General features: G+C 54.2%; 15 protein-coding genes. 8 read left to right on the top strand and 7 right to left on the bottom strand.

Annotated elements, in window-relative coordinates; genetic code table 11:
• Window positions 1-614: 614 nt before the first annotated feature.
• Both QUD59_RS05430 and QUD59_RS05425 read left to right on the top strand, forming a co-directional pair.
• Window positions 615-1,100: a DUF2489 domain-containing protein gene (locus QUD59_RS05430; protein ID WP_286240087.1), complete on the top strand. Its 486-nt coding sequence runs from the start codon at window positions 615-617 to the stop codon at window positions 1,098-1,100.
• A 4-nt stretch (window positions 1,101-1,104) separates the two neighbouring features.
• Window positions 1,105-1,479 (top strand): hypothetical protein, encoded by a 375-nt coding sequence (locus QUD59_RS05425; RefSeq protein ID WP_286240086.1) that lies wholly within the window; start codon window positions 1,105-1,107, stop codon window positions 1,477-1,479.
• Window position 1,480: 1 nt separating this feature from the next.
• Here QUD59_RS05425 and QUD59_RS05420 read toward each other — a convergent pair whose 3' ends face one another.
• Genes QUD59_RS05420 through QUD59_RS05410 form a run of 3 tightly spaced genes read right to left on the bottom strand, consistent with a single transcriptional unit; the run spans window position 1,481 to window position 7,143 of the window.
• Entirely contained in the window at window positions 1,481-4,111 is a 2,631-nt protein-coding gene (locus tag QUD59_RS05420; protein WP_286240085.1) for an ATP-binding protein, read from the bottom strand.
• The gene (locus tag QUD59_RS05415; RefSeq protein WP_286240084.1) at window positions 4,108-5,061 is read right to left on the bottom strand and encodes an ABC transporter substrate-binding protein; all 954 of its coding nucleotides are present in this window, start codon (window positions 5,059-5,061) and stop codon (window positions 4,108-4,110) included. Before QUD59_RS05415 ends, QUD59_RS05420 begins: the two co-directional genes overlap by 4 nt.
• A gap of 30 nt (window positions 5,062-5,091) precedes the next feature.
• Entirely contained in the window at window positions 5,092-7,143 is a 2,052-nt protein-coding gene (locus tag QUD59_RS05410) for a TonB-dependent receptor plug domain-containing protein (protein WP_286240083.1), read from the bottom strand.
• A gap of 386 nt (window positions 7,144-7,529) precedes the next feature.
• On the opposite strand from QUD59_RS05410, the gene QUD59_RS05405 reads away from it, so the two are divergent.
• The 3 genes from QUD59_RS05405 to QUD59_RS05395 all read left to right on the top strand — a co-directional run bounded on the left by QUD59_RS05405 (window position 7,530) and on the right by QUD59_RS05395 (window position 11,954).
• Window positions 7,530-9,008 (top strand): ABC transporter substrate-binding protein, encoded by a 1,479-nt coding sequence (locus QUD59_RS05405; protein ID WP_286240082.1) that lies wholly within the window; start codon window positions 7,530-7,532, stop codon window positions 9,006-9,008.
• Window positions 9,009-9,074: 66 nt separating this feature from the next.
• Entirely contained in the window at window positions 9,075-11,621 is a 2,547-nt protein-coding gene (locus QUD59_RS05400; protein WP_286240080.1) for an EAL domain-containing protein, read from the top strand.
• A gap of 102 nt (window positions 11,622-11,723) precedes the next feature.
• A complete protein-coding gene (locus QUD59_RS05395) occupies window positions 11,724-11,954 on the top strand; it encodes a hypothetical protein (RefSeq protein WP_286240078.1) in 231 nt (76 codons plus the stop codon).
• 11 nt (window positions 11,955-11,965) lie between these two features.
• Here QUD59_RS05395 and QUD59_RS05390 read toward each other — a convergent pair whose 3' ends face one another.
• Both QUD59_RS05390 and QUD59_RS05385 read right to left on the bottom strand, forming a co-directional pair.
• Window positions 11,966-12,508 (bottom strand): cupin domain-containing protein, encoded by a 543-nt coding sequence (locus QUD59_RS05390; protein WP_286240076.1) that lies wholly within the window; start codon window positions 12,506-12,508, stop codon window positions 11,966-11,968.
• An 80-nt stretch (window positions 12,509-12,588) separates the two neighbouring features.
• The gene (locus tag QUD59_RS05385) at window positions 12,589-13,881 is read right to left on the bottom strand and encodes an NAD(P)/FAD-dependent oxidoreductase (protein ID WP_286240075.1); all 1,293 of its coding nucleotides are present in this window, start codon (window positions 13,879-13,881) and stop codon (window positions 12,589-12,591) included.
• A gap of 274 nt (window positions 13,882-14,155) precedes the next feature.
• Between QUD59_RS05385 and QUD59_RS05380 the strand changes: the two genes are divergently transcribed.
• From QUD59_RS05380 to QUD59_RS05370, 3 genes are all read left to right on the top strand, one after another.
• On the top strand, window positions 14,156-15,532 hold the full coding sequence (locus QUD59_RS05380; protein WP_286240074.1) for a glutamine synthetase family protein: 1,377 nt from the start codon (window positions 14,156-14,158) through the stop codon (window positions 15,530-15,532).
• Between the two features lie 83 nt (window positions 15,533-15,615).
• A complete protein-coding gene (locus QUD59_RS05375) occupies window positions 15,616-16,737 on the top strand; it encodes an extracellular solute-binding protein (protein WP_286240072.1) in 1,122 nt (373 codons plus the stop codon).
• 233 nt (window positions 16,738-16,970) lie between these two features.
• Entirely contained in the window at window positions 16,971-18,440 is a 1,470-nt protein-coding gene (locus QUD59_RS05370; protein WP_286240071.1) for a mannose-1-phosphate guanylyltransferase/mannose-6-phosphate isomerase, read from the top strand.
• 8 nt (window positions 18,441-18,448) lie between these two features.
• Here QUD59_RS05370 and QUD59_RS05365 read toward each other — a convergent pair whose 3' ends face one another.
• Window positions 18,449-19,363, bottom strand: a complete 915-nt coding sequence (locus tag QUD59_RS05365) for a diguanylate cyclase (RefSeq protein WP_286240070.1) — start codon at window positions 19,361-19,363, stop codon at window positions 18,449-18,451.
• A complete protein-coding gene (locus QUD59_RS05360) occupies window positions 19,356-23,393 on the bottom strand; it encodes a PAS domain-containing protein (protein WP_286240069.1) in 4,038 nt (1,345 codons plus the stop codon). The genes QUD59_RS05365 and QUD59_RS05360 overlap by 8 nt, the downstream gene beginning before the upstream one ends.
• Window positions 23,394-23,411: the final 18 nt, after the last annotated feature.

Below are 23,411 nucleotides of genomic sequence, written 5' to 3'. Positions count from 1 at the left end.
CTAATTACGAAGAACCCCTATCGCTTACGCGGTAGGGGTTTTTTCGTTATTGGATCGGATGATCTTCGGTCACTGCAACGGCGCCCGCAGGGGCTGCAACCGTGTTTCTGATCATGGTAGGTCATCACAGACAGCCGCCTGCAAAACACCGGTAGTTAACAGACTCCGTAGGGTGCCAATAGCGAAGCATATTGCACCGATAACGCCCATTCCTGCCAGCCCCGCCGACCAAACGCCGGGTTACGCTACGCTAACCCAGCCTACGTGGTTAACAGCTTCCGTAGGGTGCCAATAGCGAAGCGTATTGCACCGATAACGCCGATTAATAACCACACCACCGACGAAGCACCGGGTTACGCTGCGCTAACCCAGCCTACGTGGTTAACAGCTTCCGTAGGGTGCCAATAGCTAAGCGTATTGCACCGATAACGCCCATTCCTGCCAACGCCACCGACGACACGCCGGGTTACGCTACGCTAACCCAGCCTACATAGTGAACAGGCTCCGGTGGATTGGGCAGCGTCTCGCTTATTCATTCCGCTAGGGCAGGTGCCTGTCTTGTCATTCAGGTATAATTCCTGCTGCTGATTTTTTGTAGGTAACCGGGTGGTGTGATGTCTCAATCTGTAATTTATCTGTTGATTGCTTTGGGTTTAGCGGCTTGTGTGGTCGCGGTGGTATATATACGACGGCATTTAATGATTATTCGTCAGGCTAAGGTTCAGCAGGAGGAGCAGGATCAGGCGACCCGCCAGCGTTACGAAGAACGTCGTGCGTATCTGATCGAGAGCATTCAGGTGATTGCGAAAGCGGTGGGGAGTGATGAGAAGCTGAGCAACACTGAGGCATGCATGCGTCTGACGTCTCTGCTGGAGTCGTTTGCGCCGCAGTTACTGCAGCAGGCTGAATTCAGCGTAATTCAGGAGGTTTATAATCGCACACAGCATATCCCGATTATGGCCGAGTGGAAGGCGCTGTCTAAACAGGCGCAGTGGAAGTATAAAAAAGAGATGGCCCGGGTAGATGCTGAACTGGGGGATGAGGTCAGTGCTGCGGCTGCCCGGCTTGCAGAGTACGATTTCAACAGGCTGCTACATTAAAGCTATGGAATTTGTTGTTGTCTTTGTTGTCAGTTTTTTAGTGCTCGCGGGTGTTGCCGTCGCTTTTGCGCTGGGTAAGCCTCCTGCATATCGCCCTGAGCGCCAGCAGATTATGCAGTTGCTTCTGGATGTTGAGAATAAACAGGCCTCTACAGAGCGATGGGAGCTGTTTCTTTCACTGCCTATTGGTCACGATCCCGAGCTTGAGCAGATACGCCGTCAGTGTCTTGTGATCGCTTACGGCGATGGGGATCAGCCTGCAGCACGAGAGGGGATTAACGGGGCGTTGTTTGATCAGGCCGGTATGTTAAGGCTGCGCCCTGTGATGCTGCAACTGAAAAAACTAATCGATCAGGAGCCGTCCAGTACCTGGTTCTGACTCAGAACTGCTCGTGTTCTATAATGCGTTGCAGTTGCCATAAAGCTTTCCAGATTGTTCTGTATTCCTGCTCTATTAACGCACTGTGCAGTCCGTGGGTGCAGGCTTCCAACTCAGGCAGTTCATACAATCCGGCCAGCCCTGCCAGTTGATGGCTGTGATGCCGCATCAGGCTGATATCCCGTTCTCTGAACCCCTGTAACAAGCCATCCAGCTGTTTCCCTAATTCCAGCGTCAGGTCATGGCGGCTGATATCATACCTTTCAAGGTTCGTGGTGCCATCCTCGTCAGTCGACTGTAAAGGGGTCAGGCTTTGTGTGTCAGACAGGCAGAGGTCGATGCTGTGACAGAGTTCCCGGTCATTGATCGGCTTCAGCAGAATCTGGTTTACCCCGACCCTCGTCAGTACCTGATGTTCACTTTCGATGACGTTGGCGGTCAGGGCAATAATCGGCAGTCTGGCCTGTGTCAGGCGGATCCTGCGGGTGGCTTCTATGCCATCCATAACCGGCATATGGACGTCCATCAGAATAATGTCGGGGTGTTGCTTGAGGGCAAACTGGACAGCTTCCTCCCCGGTGATCGCTTCGATCACTTCTGCGCCAGCCTGTTCGAGAATCTTTCTGATCAGCAGGCGGTTGAAGTCGTTATCTTCGGCGACCAGCACTTTAGGCGCGTTTTGCATCCCCAGTGGCAGATCCTGAGACAGTGCCGGCAGCATGTAGGAGCCTGGCGATAATGCATTGTGCAGTAGCTGGCTGCGGGGTGGTTTGCGCAACTGAATCACCTGACTTGAGAGGCCGAGCGGCAGCGGCTGGCCACTGAGCAGAATCACGGTGCTCCGGGTGTATTGCAGCAGTTGTTGCAGGCTGTTGATATCTTCTTTGCTGGTCTTGCGAGTTTCCAGCCCCCAGATGACCGGGCTATCGGGCTGGGTGCTGGACAGGCTGATCATCTCGCCGATGCTATGGGCTTCAATAATATCGCTGTTCAGACTTTGCAGTTGTTTGCTCAGGCCCAGACGTATGAGAGGGTGTTTATCAAACACAATCACCCGGGGGACTGGCCTGCGGGTCGTCAGTTTCTGCCGGTGATTGGCGGCAAACGGGATTTCAAGAATGATGCGGGTTCCCCGTCCCTCTTCGCTTTCGAGTTCTATGCTGCCTGCCATCAGTTCGGTCAGGCGTTTGGCAATGACCAGCCCCAGTCCTGAGCCACCGTATTTGCGGGTAATGGTTGTATCCGCCTGACTGAAGGCTTTAAACAGGTGGTTGGCCTGTGCCTCTGGAATGCCGATGCCGGTATCTTCAACCACAATGCTTAACCGGCATTCGGAGGCGGCGATATTGTTCGAACTGACGCGGATACAAACATGCCCCTGTTTGGTGAATTTCACCGCGTTGCTGACCAGATTGGTCAGAATCTGCCGTAACCGAACCGGGTCTCCGACGATAAAGGTGGGGGTGTCAGGGTCTATAACCGGAATCAGTTCCAGGCCTTTCTCGTGGGCTGTGGCGGTCTGCATCTCCAGTACATCGAGCACGCAGCTTTCCAGTTCAAACGGGATCTCTTCCAGCTCAATCGCATTAGATTCCAGTTTGGAGTAGTCGAGAATATCGTCGATGATCGACAGGAGCAGGCCCGACGTCAGGTTGATAATCCGGGTGTACTCTTTCTGTTCCGCTTGAAGATCGGTCTGATCGAGCAGTCGGGCAAAGCCTGAGACTGAGGTCAGAGGTGTGCGAAGTTCGTGACTCATTCTGGCAAGGAATTCATCTTTTGCCAGATTGGCGCTATCTGCCCGGCGCCGGGCTTTTACCAAAGCCTGATTCTGTTTTTCCAGATGGACCAGAGTGGCCCGCAACCGTTTTGTGGCTTTATCAACCCGGCTTTCCAGCGTCTGGTTTGATTCCTGTACCCGTTGTGCGAGTCGGTTAACGCCCTGAGCCAGCGAGCGAAGTTCGCCAGTGCTGGAGAGGCTGGCACGGGTTTCAAGATGTCCCTGCTGTAACATTTCGACGACATGGGTCAGGCCCAGAATCGGGTTGGTAATCCGCTGGCCGAAGCGTGAGGCCAGAAGAAAAGTGCCGAGCAGACCGATGAACGCCAGCAATATTCCTTTGGTCAGAATTTCTGACTGCCGCTCCTTTGTGGGTTTCTCCGAGAGTACGATCACCACCCAGCCGATAAATTCCGGTTCCTGCTCCTGACTGTTGAGATCGGGTATATCGAGTATATCCAGACCGGTCGCGATCACCGGGTGAAGGAACAGAACCTGATCATTTTCGTGCAGTGGGTAGCCTGCGTTTTTGTCCAGTTTCGGAGCCATCGGGTTACCCCGGACGATCACATCAAAGGAGGGTGACAGGAAAACAACATCATCGACCTCATCATTTTTAGTGGCTGAGCGGATCAGGCCATGAAGTATGTCACGGTTGCCCGCCAGCATGCCGAATTCCGCAGAAGTAGCCATCATGCGGGTCATGTTCTGGCCCTTTTCAATCAATGCGCTATGGGCGTCATCCAGTCGCGTGCTGATAAAGTAACTGCCCAGTAGCAGGGTGATCATGCTCAGCGGAATCAGAGTGATGAGCAGGACGCGCTGGCGAATCCCCAGGGTCAGGCGGCTCATCGTTCACGCTCCCGAAGCTTTTCTGTCAGTTCCTCTTCTGAAGCGATATCGACCCGCAGTGAGTGTGCTGCGGTTTTGTTAACGGCAACTGAAAAATGCTTAGGGTATTGTGGCGGGCTGAGATCTCCTGAGCGGGATCTCTCCAGAATGCTTTCTGCGGTTTGCTTGCCTATCTGCGCCGGTGTGGAATACACACTGGCCAGCGCTCCGGCTTCAACATACTTTCTGGAAAAACCGATCAGAGGAATTCGCTGGCGGAATGAGATATAGAGTATCCATTTCGCGGTAGTACGGTTGAACACCGATTTATCCGGTAATGCCAGAAACAGGTCTGCGTTTCTGATCAGAGGCTGCAGCTTAAGAATCGGGTTGTCCGTCTCCTGCAGGGTTTCATAACTGAGGATAAAATTCTCAGCATCCGCCGCGCGTTGCAGTGTTTTCAGGTTCTCGCTGGAGTGGGGGCCCAAGGCCGTAGCCAGTTGGGTCGCATCAGGTTTGATCAGCCGGGCCAGTGCCAGTTGCCGTGAATAGGGTTGATCAAGGAACACCGCGGTGACTCTGCCCGCACGGACCCGGGGGTGGTTTTCATGTTTCTGCAGCAGGTTGCTGTAGGTCTGTTGCGGGATAAAGCTGATAAACAGGTCCTGTTGATCAGGCAATTGGGTCAACAGGGTTTCGCCGGCAAGGCTTCCCACGGCAATGACCTGCTGGTAAGTGCCGGCCCGGAATTGCGCCTGTTCCATTTCACTCAGGGTGATGGTCCGGCTCGGGGTATCCAGTTCGGCGGTGATGCTTTGGGCGACCTGCCGGTAGCTGTCGAGATCCCGGCTGAGTACGATCAGGCTGTCTGCCATCGACTGCGCAGCACATAACATCAGCCCGAGGGCAAGCCCCAGCGGTCGTAACAGCCTGGTCAGAGTTTCGATTTGTCGTGATCGTGTATCCGGCACTTCTCTACAATCCTTGTAGTACTCAGCAGATCAGAGGCTTAACTGAAACTGCAGGTACGCTCTTCTGTCGTAGAGGTTGTGTTCATAAAACTCGGAATAAGCATCGTTAAACAGATTCTCCACAATTAAACGCGTACTCAGTTCACTGGCTCCTTTCAATTTGAAAGTCTTGCTGATGTTGAAATCGGTGCGATGGAATTCATCACGCTGACCACCCTCCAGCCAGTTTACATCGGTCATATAGTATTGGCTAAGTCCCATCCAGAGTTGTTCATTTACATCCCAGCGCATCAGCATGGATGCGGTGTGCAGCGGGGTTCGCTCATCCAGAGTATCTATACCTCTGGAGCCACGGTCACGCTGACCTTTCTGATTGAGATAGCTGTAGTTGGTCAAAACATAAAAATGTCTGACGGGCTGGTATTTGAACTGGAACTCCGCGCCCATATTTCGCCAGGTTGCGATGTTGTCGCTGATCCGGAAACCATCGTTGAGCAAGTCATAGTCATTACCATTATCGGCAAAGTAGTAGCTGTTAACGCCGTTAGATATGTGCTCCGTGAATACACGAATATCCAGATGGCTGTTGCTCTTTGGCCACTGCTTGAAGAAGCCCAGCTCATAAGAGGTCAGCTTCTCCGGATCCAGATCATAATTGGGCGTGGTGATCAGATCGAAATATTCGTAACCGGAAGCCACGCTTCCCAGGTAGCCGGAGGCGCTGTTTTTCGCCAGCAGGGAGGGGGTACGGTACGCCAGAGTCGCAGAAGCACGCAGGGCGGAGCTCTGAGAAAGGTTGTAGTTAACCGCCAGACGCGGAGAAAAGTGGTTTTCAGAGATTGAGGTGCTCTCAAACAGGCCGCCGGCATTCACAGTAGTGGCGGCAGTAGGCTTCCATTGCAGGTTGCCGAACAGGCGCCACTTTTCCTCAGTGACCTCTCCCTGATTTTGCAGCAGGGTGGCACTTTCTGCCTCTTCAAAACGGTAGCCTACGCCCCATACTGCACTCAGTGTTGGGTTAATGCGCAGATTGTGTTCCGCCTCAATATCGTAGAGGTTCATTGTGCCGTGTTCTGTTCCCAGAGGCTGTATTGGGGCAAGGAAACCGGCGAAGGCAGGGTTTTCACCGAAAAATACCAGTGCATCGGCAGCGCTGGTAAACACCTCTTCCAGATCAAGATAGTTGTGGGTGAAGCTGACTTTAAGGTCGTTGTTTTTGTCTAAAACCCGGTTCCAGCGGATGTGCTGATAATTGGCATCGTGCTTACGCGGGGTGAAATTATTGTCCAGATCATCGGCCTGACCGAGCTCAACCGAGCCGCGGCTGAAACCGAAGTTGAAATCCACTGTGTCGGTGACGGTTGGGGTATAGGTACCGCTCAGATTGATGGCGCTGTTGTGCGCGCTGTCATTGTAAGTATCGGCGCCGTCATTTTCATTGTAGTTGGCAGAGAGTCGGTAGGAGAGGCTGTTCAGTGATTCACTGTGAGAGGCAAAATATTCCTGTGTATGCAGTGAGCCGCCGGTGGCTATGAGTTTGGTGCCGGATTCCGTCAGTGGATTCTTAGTGACGATGTTGATCGCCCCGAGAAATGCATTGGAGCCATAGGCCGGGGCATTGGAGCCGCGCACCACTTCAATATAATCGATGTCTTCGACGCTCAGACCGATGGTTTCCCAGGCAACGGTTGAAAGCAATGGCAGATAGACAGAGTGTCCGTTCAGCATCACCTCCATACGTCCCGGGTGGTCGTCAGACATGCCGTGATAGCTGGCAGTCGCCCGGTTGGTGGTGACGGAGTAGCTATGCATGCCGGGTACCAGACGCAACAGGTCGGGGATGCGCCTTGCGCCGGACGCCTGAATCTCGCTCTGTGAGAGGATGGTGGTTGCTGCGGGTACTTCGGTGAGCTTCTGGGTTTGCCGGGTAACGGAGAAAACCTGAGGAATATCGATAAAAATATCTTCTTCGGTAAAGCCGGATTCGATCCCGGCAGTGTCCGCGGCGTTGGCGGATAGAGGCAGGCAAGCTCCAATCAGAGAATAGAAGCAGGTTAATGTTCTCAGTGGGGTCCAGCGCATATAGTGTTCTCTTTTTCAGAATGCCGGCCTGGCTGTCTGATGCTACTGTTTAATACAAGTGACAGCCTGTCAGATTTTGCGACCTACATAAATAATAACTGCCGCCATGACGATAGCTTCAAGAATAAAACCATTATTTTCCAGAATCCAGGTCATTGTCGGGGCTCGTATGGCGGTGCCGGTGCGTGTCACAAAGCCCGTATTCCGGGCTTTGTACCAGAGCGGCGGGTTTTGTGGACAGTTTTACGGGCATTGCCTTTGCCCATCGGCAGTTGGCTGCGTTTAAAACCGGGTCGCGTTTTTCTCGCACCGCCTTCAGCGTTTAAATGCCATATATGATAACTTTATATATGCTGTAATTGAACATAGAGGTTAGTTCATAGCTTATGGAACGGTTATTAAAGCGCAGTGCCCTTATTTTAAGGCGCAGCCTGGCGCTGGGTTTGTCTTTGGTAGCGGTGGCCGGTGCCCCCTTGAGTCTGGCCGGTGAGCAGGCTGAACAAGCTGTTAAGGAAGTTGAGCGTTTGATCAGTATTGGCGAGGTGGATTCGGGCGCAGTGATTCGCCTGGTGGCTAAGCAGGGCAATATGGTGAACTTCCTGGGGCGGAATAATGAGCTGAAAAGTGAATGGGAAGCGCGTACCGGCATTCTGCTGGATGTGAACGTTATGCCGCAGAAGCCCTCGCTGGAGTTCATTCGCGACGCCCGTCAGGTCGACCTGACCATTTCGCGCAACAGGGAATATGCAGATCTGTATCATCAGGGGCTGATCATTGACCTTGAGCCTTATCGGCAGCGCTTTGGGTTTGCCGGTCAGGAGGCGGATCAGGATCTGATTCTGGCAGAGCAGCAAACCCGTTTTGCCGGTCACCGGGTAGCTATTGCGGCGGATGGGGATATGGCGCTGCTTTACCTGCGCAAGGATCTGCTGGAGGATGCTGCAAACCGTAAACGCTATGCCGAACAGTTCGGTCAGGCACTTGCCGTGCCGCAGACATGGCAGGAGTATGAGCGTCAGGTTGCATTTTTCCATGATCCCGATAACGGTTTCTTTGGCGCGGTGGAGCAGCGGGACGAAGCGTCTGGCTGGATGTTCTGGATGCCCCGCTATGCATCCCGGTCTGAGCCGGTACAGATGCTGTTTGATGAGCAGATGAAGCCGCTGATCAACTCTCCGGCGGGTATTGCTGCCACGGAGAGTTATCTGGCAACAGTGAAATATTCTCCACCGGGAATTCTTAACCAATCCAGTAACTATACGTTTACCCTGCCTATTTTTCTGAATGGTAATGGTTATTCGACTATCAGCACGTTGGCGGCGGCGAAAATACTCAGCCTGCCTCATTCTAAAGTGCAGGAGCGATTTATTGCTGTGCCCATGCCGGGTGTAGAGCTGAGTCATGGACTGAATCATCGCAGTACACTGATTTATGGCAACAATCTGGTGATCCCGGCCACGGCAGAAAACAAAGCACTGGCGTATCTGTTTGCTAAGTGGATCACTGATCCTGATATCTCTGTACGCAGTTTGGCTGAACAGGGCGGGTTTGCAGATCCTTATCGGTATTCGCATTTTCGTTCGCAGGCGCTGGCAGCCACTTATGGGACTCAAGTATTAGAAACAGCGGTCTCGGAATTGCCCTATATTGTACCTGCCGGTACGGGTTTACCCGGAGACCAGGAGTATATAGCGGCACTGAATCGTCAGCTCTATCGGGCGGCGTCAGGTGAAGTTACGGCTGCTGAGGCCATGCGGGCAACGGCACACGCCTGGGAACAGATCACCGAACGCTACGGGCGTGAACAGCAGATCAGCTATTGGCAGCAGGTACAGAGATTGTTTAATCAAGACAGCGATCGGTAATGACCCGGACTTTGAGTGAGTAAGAATAATAATAAAAGAACGCGTTTAAGTATCCAGAGGCAGCTCATGATCGGCTTCGCGCTGATTGTGGTGTTTGTCAGTCTGCTGCTGTTTCTGGGTAATGACATTGTTCAGAAAGCCACGCAGCAGCAGGTCGAGATGCGCGAAACCACGGTGCGTCCGCTGGCTGAAGTAGGGGACTTGCAGGCGAGCCTTTACCGTCTGCGTATGACAGAGGTCAATCTGCGTCAGCTCACGGATTACTTTGCCGTATCAGCAACGGTTGCTCAGCTTGAGGGGCAGGTTGTCAGTTTTACTCAGGAATGGCAGCAGTTTTCAGAACGGTTGCCGCCACAGCATGCACTTTATGTACGTAAAGTGAGTGAAAACTGGTCGCGACTGGCTGAAAACCTTCTCCAGATTGCGCGGGCTGAAAGTCGAAATGATAAACGTGAGGCTGAGCTTATCTCCCTGTATCAGTCTCAGCCGCGGTTTGAATCCCTGAGCAAAGACCTGAATCGTTTGTCGTCTCTGATCCGTAAAGGGGCTGATGACGCCTTCGAAAAGAGTGTGCAGGGGCTGGAGCGTCAGCAGCATAACTTTATGCTGATCTCTGCGGCGGGACTTTTGTTAGGCGCGTTGCTGCTGTTGATGTTTGCCCGTTATCTGGGGCAGCGAATCCGATACCTGCAGCGGGCTTTCAGCCGGATTGCAGAAGGTGAGGCCTACGAGCAGGTTGATTTGGTGGGGGGCGCGGAGCTGGCAGAGTTAGCCGCCTCCTTTAACCTGATGCAGCAAAAAGTCAGCACGCGTCAGGCGGCGTTGAATCGTGCCCGAGAGCAGTTGGAACAACGTGTGGCTGAGCGTACCGCGGAACTGAATCGTTCAAATCAGCATCTGATGGATGAAGTGAATGAACGAAAACGCGCGGAGCAGGATCTGAAAGTGTTTTCGCGTGCCGTATCGCAGAGTCCGGTGGGGATCTATATCACGGGAGCAGACGGAGATATTCAGTACGCCAACGCAGCCGTGGAGGAAGCGACCGGTTTCCTTACGGCAGAGCTGAACGGACGTGGCATCGATCAGCTAATTATGCTCGAAAGTACCCAGAGCGAGGCGCTAGAGGGGTTTACCCGGGCGTTGCAAGATGCCTGTGAGTGGCGTGGTGAGGTCTGCTCATTACGTAAAGGCGGAGCGCATTACTGGGCCCATGCCTATGTTTCCCCGGTGAGTGACGGTCAGGGAGAGGTCTCGCACTTTCTGGTGATGATGGAGGATATCTCGGAGCGGCGTGAACAGGCACAGCAACTGTTCTATCAGGCGCGTTTTGATCCGCTGACGGATCTGCCAAACCGGGCTCTGGGCATGGAGCGACTGGCTCAGGGCGTGCGCAGCGCGCGCCGCAATCAGGACCATCTGGTGGTGATGTTTATCGATCTGGACGGTTTCAAAAACGTAAACGATACCCTGGGCCATGATATCGGTGATCAGCTTCTGGTGATGGCCGCTGCGCGGCTTGAAAAATCCGTCAGGGACTCCGATGTAGTGGCCCGTCTGGGAGGCGATGAATTTCTGATTATACTCCACGGCGTGGGCAGTCAGATCGATGCTCAGCCGGTGCTGGATAAAATCAAGCAGGCTTTTTCTGAACCCTTTGAGCTATCCGGGCACAGCCTGCAGATCACTCCCAGTATCGGGCTGGCGGCTTATCCGGAGGATGGTGAGGATGGGCCTATCCTGCTGCGAAATGCCGATCTGGCAATGTATCAGGCTAAGGAAGCCGGGCGTAATACCTATCGGTTCTTTAATCAGGAGATTCACGAGAATCTGCGTAAACGCATGGAGCTTGAGCATCAGCTTAAGTACGCTCTTGAAAGGGGCGAGTTGTACCTGCTTTATCAACCGATCGTGGAAACCCGCAGTGGCCGCCTGCTGGGGGTAGAAACCCTGCTGCGCTGGAATAGCCAGATTCTGGGTCAGGTGATGCCAGACCAGTTTATCGGTATCGCAGAGCAGACCGGGCAGATCATCCCTATCGGTAACTGGGTGATTGAACACGCCTGTGCTCAGGTTGCACGCTGGCAGCAGTCAGGTCTGACCGATCTGAATCTGGCGATTAATGTATCGCCCCGGCAGATTCAGGAGGAGGGATTGCCTGATGTTATTAACCGGGCGTTGCAGTTATCTGAGTTGCCACCCCATTGCCTGACACTTGAGATGACGGAGGGGTTACTGATCCGCAATCCGAAAGAGGCCCGGGATATTCTGGGGCAGTTCAAGCAGCGCGGCATTGCGCTGGCGATGGATGATTTCGGTACCGGCTACTCCTCCCTCAGTAATCTGAAAAACTATCCGTTTGATGTGCTGAAAATTGACCGGACCTTTGTCCGTGATATTGAAGCTGACCCGGAGGATCGCTCGTTGGTGGCTGCGGCGATCAGTATGAGTAAAGGACTTGATCTTCGCGTGGTAGCCGAAGGCGTGGAGACTCCTGAACAGCTCAGGATTCTGGAGCAGATGAACTGTGACCGGGTTCAGGGATACCTTTTCAGCGAACCTTTAACTGCAGAAGCCTTCCGTGCGTGGGCTGAAAGCTACCCGGGTGGCGAATAGTCATACTACTTTCAGGGTGATTTGGCGATAATCCCTTGTCTCCTGAGGAGGCTGACCTGTATATTGCGCAGCAAAAATTAAGCGTGTGGATGGGGCTGTGGTATGTGGTCAGTAGAGGGTCGTCAGGTGATTCATCGTTCGGGGTTGGCTATTGAGGTCATCGAAGGTAATTTCAGTCAGCCGATGAACCTCTCCATCTCGGGCGGGCAGGGCTTGCCGGCCCCGCAGCTCGCGTTGATGATCCGGGAGGGGATCGACTTTGCGGCGAACAGCAAAGGTGCGGCACCTGTTATCAGCAAGCCGAAAAGGCCCATCCTGAAACTGAAAAAGTAGCCGCTGACGCTTCAGAGTGACGGTGGCGTATGGGCACTGACGATGCGGCAGCGCTTGTTGCTCCGGTTCCTGAAGCGGTGGGGGATATTGGTCGGGAAGGTATAGCTGTCGCCTTCGTTCAGCAGATAAGACTCCCCGCCCACCACAATCTCGATTTTACCCTCAATCACCGTGCCGGCTTCCTCGCCCTCATGTTCCATCAGTTCGGTGCCGGTGTCGGCTCCCGGGGCAAATGTCTCAATCAGTAAAGCCAGCGCGCGCGGGCCGTCAGGGCGGCCCACCAGTTTCCATTCGACACCGTCGGAACCCATATCGATCAATTCATCCGCGCGGTAGACCACCTTTTTTTTGTCTTCCAGATCGACGGTAAAAAACTCGGTAATGGTCATCGGAATGCCGCTGAGGATTTTCTTCAGCGATGCGATCGACGGACTGACGCTGTTGCGTTCAATCGACGAGATGGTGCTGTTGGTCAGGCCAACCCGCTTGGCCAGCTCGCGCTGTGAGAGGCCGTAGATCTCGCGGATTTTTTTCAGACGGTCACCCACTTCCACAACGCGGTTCCTTCTCAATGGTTACATAATGATGAGCCTGTATTGTATCAGTAGCACTGATGCTTGCGGAAGCAATCCGATCAGCGCAGCTTTTCCATTAAGCCGTAATACCACATGCCGGCGGCCATCAACTGATTATTGGCCCAGCCACCAAACGGCAGACGGATATGCTTAAAGTCGGCAAACAGGTCATATTTCTGCATAGACCCGGAAACCGCATCGGCCATAATCTCGGCGATGATATGGGTCAGGCCGATACCATGCCCGGAATAGGCCTGAGCATAAAACACATTATCCGAGAGACGACCTAACTGTGGGATGCGATTTACGGCGATGCCCATCATTCCGCTCCAGGTATACTCAATGTCTACGCCTTTCAGACGCGGGAATGTGCGTTCGATTGCCGGGCGCAGCTCAGCTTCAATATCCCGGGATTCGCGGCCTGAATAGTTGGCACCGCCACCAAACATGAGGCGTTTGTCGGCGGTCAGACGATAATAGTCCAGCACAAACCGGCAGTCGTACACGGCCAGATCATGAGGGTTTATTTTGTCAGCGACCTCCTCGCCGAGGGGAGCCGTGGTCAGATTGCCGCCGCAGGCAGGAATAATCATCCCCTTGAGTTTCTTACCGCCCAGTCGGTGGTAGGCGTTACCTGCCAGTATGATGCTGTTGGCCGTAATCTGCCCTTTGTCAGAAACAAGCGTCGGTGTTGTGCCGTGAAGAATCTCGCTGACCCGTGAGTTTTCGAAGATCAATGCGCCCTGTGACGCGGCGGCCGCCGCTTCTCCCAGACAGAGGTTAAGCGAGTGAAGGTGCATATTTTTCCGGTTCAGCAAACCTCCATGGTAGAGATCTGATTCCAGATAATCGCGGATATGCCCTGCATCAATCAGTTCAACATCCCCGACCATGCCGCGGGAGATCGCCTCGTGATAATTTTCCTCAAGCTCTTTCATATGTGAGGGCTTATAGGCGGTATGCAGGTGGCCAAATTTCAGATCACACTGGATGTTATATTTCTCTACCCGGCTTTTAATGATTTCGTGGCCGCGCCAGCGCAGATGCCAGAGAAAATCCTCGGCGGCCCGTTGCCCTAATTTGGGGCGAAGTTGTTTGAGAATCGCCTGATCCCCGGACAGGGAGCCGGTCACCTGACCGCCGTTCCGGCCGGTGGCTCCCCAGCCAATCTTATTCTCTTCCACCAGAGCAACTTTATAGCCTTTTTCCGCAAGTTCGACGGCGGTAGCAACGCCGGTGAATCCCCCGCCAATAATGGCAATATCCACCCGGTGGCTACCCTTTAGCTGAGGATATTCAGGAGAAGCGTTCATGGAGTTTGCGTAATAGTTATCAGAGTACGTGGCGCTCATAAGGTGACCTGCTTTTTATTCTGTAAGTGGCAATCATCTGGTGATGAGGCGCTCCATAAGTGTGCATTATTTTTTACACTGAATCTTAAGTGTGCGCATCTTTAAGGATCACTTTGCCAGCATTTTGGCTTTTTTTGAAGATTAAAATTGACATTAAGACGTCATTTGCTAATTATTTGTTCTAAATTGATTCAAATATCGCTCGCTTTTTGTTTTGGTTTAATGCGGGTGAATAAAATAATTTACAATAAAAAATTAGGCTTTGGAGTTCAGCATGTCAGTGGCTTTTTCACATCAGCAGGGCGAGGTTGATCAGTTTCTTGAACAGAATCCGGGTGTGGAGGCGGTTGATCTGCTGATCTGCGACCTCAATGGTATTACCCGGGGTAAGCGCATTGAACGCGCCAGCCTGAGTAAGATCAGTCGGTCGGGCGCTGCGATGCCCGCTTCCATTTTCTCGCTGGATATTACTGGTAAGACCGTAGAAGAGTGCGGACTGGGTTTGCAGATTGGCGAGCCGGACCGGATCTGCAAACTGTTGCCGGGTAGTCTGAGTCTGGCTCCCTGGCAGCGTCGACCAATCGCTCAGGCATTGATGAATATGTATGAGGCAGATGGCACACCGTTTTTTGCCGACCCCCGGCACATACTGGCTTCTGTAGTGGAGCGTCTGCATCAGCAGGGACTCTATCCTGTTGTCGCAGTAGAGCTGGAGTTCTATCTGGTGGATCGGGAGCGTGATGCCAACGGCCGTCCCCAGCCGCCGATCTCCCCGCGTACCGGCAAGCGGGAAGAGCATACGCAGGTGTACTCGATCAATGTGCTGGATGAGTACAGCGATTTTCTTGAAGACATTGCGCAGATGACCGCGCAGCAGAATATACCGGCAGATACGGCGGTTGCAGAGTATGCCCCCGGCCAGTTTGAGATCAACCTGAAGCACCAGCGTGACCCTCTCGCTGCCTGCGACAATGCGATTTTGCTGAAGCGGGTCATAAAAGCGGTGGCAGAAAAACACGGCATGGAGGCGTCATTTATGGCTAAGCCTTATGCCGGAGAGGCGGGCAATGGCATGCATATTCACGCCAGTCTGGTTGATGAGCAGGGCAACAACCTGTTTGCCGAGGCCGGAAAGGAGATGAGCCAGTTGATGGAGCATGCCATTGCCGGTCTGGTTGAGCTGATGCCTGAGTCGATGGCGTTTTTCTGCCCGAATGTGAACTCTTACCGACGGATGCGCCCTGAGTATTACGTGCCTATGGCGGCTAACTGGGGCATCGATAACCGTACCGCTTCAGTGCGTATACCGGCAGGTGATGAGCAGGCCAAACGCATAGAGCACCGGGTATCCGGCGCCGACGCCAACCCCTATCTGGTGATGGCGGTGATTCTGGCGGCAATCGACCATGGTATCCGTCACCAGTTACAGCCTGAAGCGCGGGTTGTGGATAACGCTTTTGATCAGGATGGGGCAAACCTGCCACTGCGATTGGTGGACTCGCTGGACCAGCTACAACGCAGCGATGTTCTGAAGAGCTACCTGTCTGAAGCGTTTGTCGATCTGTTTATTACCTGCAAACAGGCGGAACTGGCGGAATTTGAACGACACGTAACCGAGCTCGAAAGTCAGTGGTTCCTGACCACGGTATGATGCGGCCCGGTTTCCGGAGATAAGTTGTCGCGGGTAGTTTTTGCCGGCGATAGTTTTAGCAACAATAACAATGAGGCTAGATAATGAAACTCCAGAGCAATACTACCTTTACCCAGAAACTCTCTGCCCTGGCACTGGGCTGTATGCTGGCTATGCCAGCGGCGGCAGATACCTCCGTCAAGTTTTTTAACTGGTCGGACTACATTGCGCCAGACACCCTGGATAACTTTAAGCAGGAATCCGGTGTCGACGTTACCTATGACGTGTTTGACAGTAATGAAGTCCTGGAAGCCAAGCTGATGGCAGGCGGCTCAGGTTTCGACCTGGTTGTGCCCAGCTCACAGTTTATGGGCCGGCAGATCATGGCGGGGGTGTTTCAGGAGCTGGACCGTAATCAACTGCCTCACTACAAAAACCTCGATCCGGGCCTGATGAAGGTGCTCTCTGAGGTCGACCCGGAAAACCGTTACGGTATTCCGTATCTCTGGGGAACTACCGGCATTGGCTACAACGTCGATCAGGTGCGCGAAGCGTTGGGTGAAGATGCTCCGGTGAACAGTTGGGATCTGTTCTTTAAGCCGGAGTATCTGGAGAAACTCTCATCCTGCGGGGTGGCGATTCTTGATGCACCGGGTGAGATTGTGCCCATCGCCCTCAACTATCTGGGTAAAGACCCGAACAGCCCCGACAAGGCGGATTACCGTGGCGACTCTGAGGTCGCTAAACTGCTCAATCAGATGCGTCCGCATATCACCTACTTCCACTCCTCAAAATACATTAACGACCTCGCCAATGGCGATATCTGTGTAGCCATCGGCTGGTCTGGTGACGTACTGCAGAGCGCGACGCGTGCGGAAGAAAACGGTAACGGAGTGAAAATTGCCTACACCATCCCGAAAGAGGGGACTGCGGTCTGGTTCGATATGCTCGCGATTCCGGCGGATTCACCGAACCCGAAACAGGCTCACCAGTTGCTCGACTACCTGCTGCGTGCTGATGTGATTGCTGATGTGAGTAACTACGTGGCATACGCCAATGCGAATATGGCTTCCACGCCGCTGGTGGATGATGAGATCAAGCAGGATGAAACCATCTATCCAACGGAAGAAGTGAAACAGAACCTGTTCTCTCTGAAAGTGTTGCCGAAGAAAATTGATCGGGTCCTGACCCGCCTCTGGAGCGACTTTAAGGTGAACCGTACCTGACAGGTACCCGCCCGCGCGGTTTCTGCCTGCCGCGCTTTCTGTGACCAGACCAGCCATCGGGCTGGTCTGTTTTTTTCGCCCTTCTTTACTGATCATCCCGAGCTGTTTACCGGTTCATTGTACCGGCGCCGGGTTTAGGATCTGCCTCTGCTCTGCATGTATAATCCCACACAGATTTGAGTCCCGGCTGTTGTGAACCTTCGAGCCGCATAATCCACCAAGGAAACTGATTGATGAGCCGGCCAGCGCCGCTAATTCCCTGCATTATCTCCGGAGGCTCCGGCACTCGCCTGTGGCCGGTGTCGCGGCAGCATATGCCCAAGCCCTTTATGCGTATCAACGAGGCACATTCGCTGTTGCAGCAGACGTTTCTCCGGGCCCTGCAACTGCCGGAAGTTGAGCGGATCGTGACTGTCACAAACCGGGAGTTGTTGTTTCGCACACTGGATGAATACCGGGCATTGAACTGTCAGCAGGGAATCGATCTGGTGCTGGAACCTGAAGGGCGTAATACCGCGGTGGCGGTGACGGTGGCAGCTCTGCATCTGCAGCAGCATTTCAGCGAGGATGCGCTGTTTCTGGTGTTGCCTGCGGATCATCTGATCAGCGATTGTGGTGCGTTTATCGAAGCGGTCAGCAAGGCACGTACTCTGGCCGAACAGGGATATCTGGTGACGTTTGGGATTCAGCCGAGCCGGGCGGAAACCGGGTTTGGTTATATCGAAACCGGTGCAACTCTGGGGGCCGGATCAGCGGTTACGCGGTTTATTGAAAAGCCTGATGCAGAGCGGGCGCAGCAGTTGCTGGACGCGGGCAATGTTCTCTGGAATTCCGGCATGTTCTGTTTCCCGGCCAGATTGTTACTGCAACAGATGCAGGAGCACGCCCCCGCAGTGTTGCAGGCTGCCAGAGAGAGTTTCAGCGCCAGTGACTGTATTGAAAATGCCAGCCTGCGTCAGCGTGAGCTGGAGCCGGTCAGCTTTGCTAAAGCGCCGGATATCTCCATTGATTATGCGCTGATGGAGCGCTCGGAACAGGTAGCGGTGGTGCCTTGCGATCCGGGCTGGAGCGATGTGGGCTCCTGGTTGTCTTTACGTGAGCATTACCCTGAGGATGAGCAGGGTAATCAGATTCAGGGCGAAGTCATTACCCACAACACAACCGGCTGCTTTATTGATTCGCCGTATCGTGTGACCGGCGCGGTGGGGCTGCAGGATCTGATTATCGTCGACACGCCGGATGCATTGCTGGTGGCAGATGCCGCCAGCAGTCAGGATGTAAATAAGGTTGTGGCTGAGCTGACCCGTCGACAGCATGATGCCTGTCGTCTGCATCAGACGGTGCATCGCCCCTGGGGTACCTATACGGTGCTGGAAGCGGGAGAGCGGTTTAAGATCAAGCGGATTCTGGTACGGGCGGGGCAGTCACTGTCGTTACAGATACACCACCACCGTAGCGAGCACTGGGTGGTGGTCAGTGGAATGGCCAAGGTAGAAAACGGAGAGCGCAGTTTCTTCCTCAATACCAATGAATCGACCTATATTCCGGCCGGTAATCGCCACCGCCTGAGTAATCCCGGTCTGATCGATCTGGTTATGATTGAAGTGCAGAGCGGCGAATACCTCGGCGAAGACGATATTGTTCGCCTGAATGATCTTTACGGCCGCCCGGCAGACGCCGATCGGCCGGAAGATGAGCAGTAATCAGCAGATTAGCTGTGTACCGCGTTTTTCTCGCCGCGGCCTTTGCCGGCAACCAGTACACTGTCCGCGTTGTGGATAAGTGAGTCCGGGCTGGCTTCTGGCGCTGGCTTCTCTTCAGTGGCAACGCCGAGGGTCACGGACAATTGTAGCGGCGTCAGAAAACTGTTGAGTTGCTGACAGGCCGGGTTTTCGCCGCTGACCTGAGTCCTGATTTTTTCTGCCAGTTGTACTGCGGCGTTTTTATCGGTATTTGCCAGCACCAGCGTGAACTCGTCGCCGCCATAGCGGATCACGTAATCGCCAGCGCGGCGGATAGTGGCTTTCAGCACATTAGCGACCGCCTGCAGGCATTCGTCACCTGCCTGATGGCCGTGGCCATCATTAATCGCCTTAAAGTTATCCATATCCACCATAATCACACTGAGCGGGCTGCTGCTGCGTGCAGCCCGACGCCATTCATTGCTGAGAATTTCGTCTAAACGATGGCGGTTATCCACACCGGTGAGTTTATCGATGGTCGAGAGGTCTTTCAGGCGCTGGGTTTTCTGCTTCCAGTCGACAAATGTGCTGACTTTGGAGAGCAATACATGGTTGTTGTAGGGCTTAATCACATAATCCATCGCCCCCAGAGAGAAGGCGCGGGAGATGTCTGCATCCATATCGGATGCGGTGACGCAGATCACCGGCGTGTCCTGATAGCGATCGTTCTGCCGGATCTGTTCCAGTACCTCCAGCCCGGACATATCGGGCAGTGAGAGATCGAGCATGATCAGTTCATACTCACGGTCGAGCCTTTCTATAGCTGATTGACCATGGGTCGCCACCACCGGCTCAAACCCGGTGCTGAAAAGCAGTTCGCAGAGCAGGTTAAGGCAAACCGGGTCATCTTCGACGACCAGAATTGCATTTGACTCATTATCCATCTGATTTCCTGACAGCATTTAACAGGGTGGCCGCCGCTTCATAGTTAAAGGTGTTGAAGGCCTGTTCCAGCTCCTCTGTTTCAGAGCATAAACCCCGCCTTCTTATCTCATCTAATAATAGCTGCCTATCTTCGTGACTAACATACTGGCTGTGGCTTAAAAGCTGCACAATACGTTCAAACAATTCATCGAAAGCCTCAGCAGAGAGTTGTTCCTGATCTGTTTTTTCCCCGGTGGGCTGTTGCCGGCTCCATTGCCTGAGGCTCTGGTAGTGGGTTTCAAAGCAGTGCAGGGCGGCTTCGCTGTCAGCCAGTTGTCCGTTGTGGTGGGCAGTCTCCTGAGCAGCGGCCAGCCGGGACAGTTCAATATCCGACAGATTGGCGCTGGCTCCCCTGAGCTTGTGCATCAGTGCCTTACATTGCTGCAGGTCACCGGCTTCAATCGCCTGGCGATAGTCATCGGCAAAAGCGTCGAAACTGTTCAGATAACTGTGGATACAGCGGTTTAACAACTGAAAATCCCCGGCCATTTTGGCTTCGACATCGCGCTGATCGATAAACGCCGGAAGTTCCGGGCTGAACGCTTCCGGGGTGTCGCCTGGCTGAGTGTATTCCTCACCTGTAATCCCATGCCGGGTGATTTCGTCCGTAAACTCCCTGAGGATAAATGGTTTGGTCAGATACCCGTTCATGCCGGCCTGCAGCGCGGCGCGGCGATCCTCGTCCAGTACCGACGCCGATAGTCCGAGGATGACCGGCTGTTTGATCTTCAGGGCGCGGATCAGGCGAGTGGCATCCAGACCGGTCATATCCTCCATGTGTACATCCATCAGGATCAGATCAAACTCCTGATCACGGCAGAGGGCGATCGCATCGGTGCCGGAGGCCACCTGTGTCAGCTCGACCTGAAGCGGTGTCAGCAGGCCTTCAACCACATCGCGGTTCATGGCGACATCATCCACGGAGAGAATCCGCAGGCCCGGGAAGATCATCTGGCTTTGCGGTGTCTGATCGGGCTCCTCAGGTTTATCCTGCTCGGCAAGGCTCTTCAGTGTCTGATATACCTTGGACGGATTCAACGGGTTTTCCTGCAGTTCAAAGCCTTCTTCGCTGAGCCGGGTTTTGATGGAGGAGTCGATGCTCGGAGAGATAAAGATACAACGCTGGGCTTGCTTCAGAATGGCTGTGTTATCAGGTTGCTGAGCCAGCAGGGTGGTCACCTCTTCGGCTTTTTCCTCGACCAGAAGGATTACGCGCTGCTGCTCCTGCTGGCTTTCACGAATCACCTCCAGCGCGGAGCGGATATTGTCCACCGTGCTCAGCCGGACACGCCAGTGCGGCACATGGGCCTGCAGCATCGCCCGGGTGCTGGGCACTTCAGAGAGCAATACCAGATGAATATCTGAGAGGTTGCCGTGGCGCAGAGCGCTGTTCTGTTCGGCCAGGCGCAGCGGTACTGTCAGGCGGAACAGCGTACCTTCACCGGGTGTGCTCTCAGCGATCAGGCTGCCGTGCATCAGGTCGCTGAGGCGTTTACAGATGGCCAGACCCAGCCCCGTGCCGCCGTGGCCCCGGGTCATGGTTTCATCGGCCTGTGAAAACTCCTGAAACAGCTTCGCCTGCATCTCTTCAGAGAGGCCGATACCGTCATCCCGGACTTCGGCAATCAGGCTGCAATGCTCGGAGTCCAGCCGGCTGGCCCGGAAGGAGACCCAGACATGCCCGCCGGCCGGGGTGAATTTGACCGCATTACCTACCAGATTAGAGAGAATCTGGCTCAGACGCAGGGTATCGGCCATTAATTGCAGCGGTGTATCCGGGTCGATATCGACCAGCAATTTAATGTTCTTCTGCTCGGCGGTGATGGTGAACAGCTCGACGGAGTCCTGAATCAGTTTATCCACAGAGCAGGGGCCGATGTTCAGACTGAGCTTGCCAGAGTCCATCCGCGACAGGTCAAGGATGTCGTTGAGAATACCGAGCAGGCGTTCCGCAGCAAAGAAGGCCTTGTCGGCGTATACCTTCTGCTGGCTGTTGAGCCGGGAATCCTTGAGCAGCGCCAGCATACCCATAACGCCGTTCATCGGCGTGCGTATCTCATGGCTCATATTGGCGAGGAAGCGCGCCTTGGATTCGGCTGACGCCCGGGCATTCTCGGCTTCCTGTTCCAGTTCCAGATTGAGCTTTTCCAGTTTTTGAGTCAGGTTCTTTTCGGCGGTGATATCCCGGTTGGCACCGACCATTTTAATAATTTTGTTGTCTTCGATCTCCAGCAGCGCGTTCGCCTTGATCCAGCGTACGCCCAGCGTCGGGTGGACGATTCTGAACTCTGAGTTGAACGGTCGTGAGTGACTCAGGGCTTCGTTCAGATCTTCGATTGCCCGGGCCTGATCCTCCGGATGCAGCGCATCAGCCCATTGGTGGTAGTCATTGCTGGCCTTAGCCGGATCAACGCCATACAGCTCAAACATGCGTGGGTCCCAGATCAGGCTGCCCTGTTCCAGATCGTATTCCCATATCCCCAGCCCGGTCGATTCCGAGGCCAGTTGCAGCCGGTGCAGGGTGTTTTGCAATTCACTGTTGGTCTGGGCCAGATCCTGTTCCAGTGCCTGTTTATGCTGTTCCAGCTCCTGCTCGTAGCTGATCCGGTCCTGAATATCCGTATTGGAACCGAACCATTTCTGGATCTGCCCCTGCTCATCGCGCAGGGCGGTGGCCCGGTTGGCAAAGGTTCGGTACTCCTGTTCTGCATTGCGAATTCGGAAGCGGCAGTAAAAATCCTCGCCGGTCGCGATGCTGTGCGACCAGCTGTCAATCAGGTGTTTGCGGTCATCCGGGTGTATATAGTCAAGCCAGCCGCTGCCCAGCAGGTAATCTTTATGGGCCCCGGTGTAATTCGCCCAGGACTCACTGATGAAATCGCATTCGCCTTCCGGGGTGCAGGTCCAGGTCAGTTGGGGCAGGAAATTGGCCAGGTTTTCGAGGCGACCCAGTTCCCGGGCCTGCTGATGGTGTCTGCTCGACAGTTGCTGATAGGAGAGCCCCTGACGATAGATAATGAGAAAGATCAGCGGGATCAGCGCCGCAAGAAACAGCAGCGAGTACAGCGGTGCGATCCGTCCACTGCTGAGTATTCGCTCAACGTACTCGGCGTTAAAGCGGCGCAGGTAGATCAGTCCGCCGCTGATCGCTTGTTCCGGGCTCAGGCTCAGGGGCAGAGAAAGCAGCAGGCGCCCATCTGGCAGCCGCACGGAGTAGGGTTCCTGTTGCAGAATTGCACTGCTGATCCGGGGCGGGAAGTACTCACTGATGGTGTGGCGCTGCCCCAGCATGAAGCCCCACTCCAGTTGTGATTCGGGCGCGACCAGCCAGTCGCCGTCACCGTTGATCAGCCAACTGTCTGCCCGGTCGCGGTACTGATTGCTGATCTGCAGAATCAGGCTCTCCAGATCCAGATTAATAATCAGGTAGCCATGCCGGGGGCTGATGCGCTTGGCGATACGTACCACCGGACGATGGGGCGTTTCGATCTTGCCAAACTCTTTATTCAGCTCCATCGGCGAGATATAGGTGGCTCCCGGTTGCAGCGCCTGCATCGCCCTGAAATAGTCGCGCTGGCTTTTATCCTGAAGTTGATCAGCCGGTTCCAGCCGGATTTTGTTTTGCTGGTTAACGCCCTTGAGTAACTCCTGACCCTCCGGGTTGATCCAGCGCAACTGATAAAACTCAGGGTTGGCGCGCATCAGGGTAACCCAGTTGGCTTCCAGTACCTCGGTTCCGGGATCGGTGCGGAGCTGCTCTGCCAGAGCGTCCAGCGCATTACTGACATGTTCGAAGTGCTGCCCCAGCCGTCCGATCTGCTGCTCCATGATCTTGTGTTCTTCATAACTGAAATTGCCAAGAGCGGCTTCGGTCTGATGCCTGTCCAGCCAGATAAAGACTGCGGCGGAGATGAGGGCGACGAACAGTGCCAGCAGTTCCGGAATTCGGTAGTCGCGTGCAACATATGGCTTTGACGCGTTGTTTATCATTCAGGTGTCCTTAGTCGT

The organism is Neptuniibacter halophilus (genome assembly GCF_030295765.1).
In the GTDB taxonomy this organism is placed as follows: domain Bacteria; phylum Pseudomonadota; class Gammaproteobacteria; order Pseudomonadales; family Balneatricaceae; genus Neptuniibacter; species Neptuniibacter halophilus.
The sequence above is the reverse complement of the archived record's forward strand: the minus strand, read 5'-3'. Positions and strand labels throughout refer to the sequence as shown.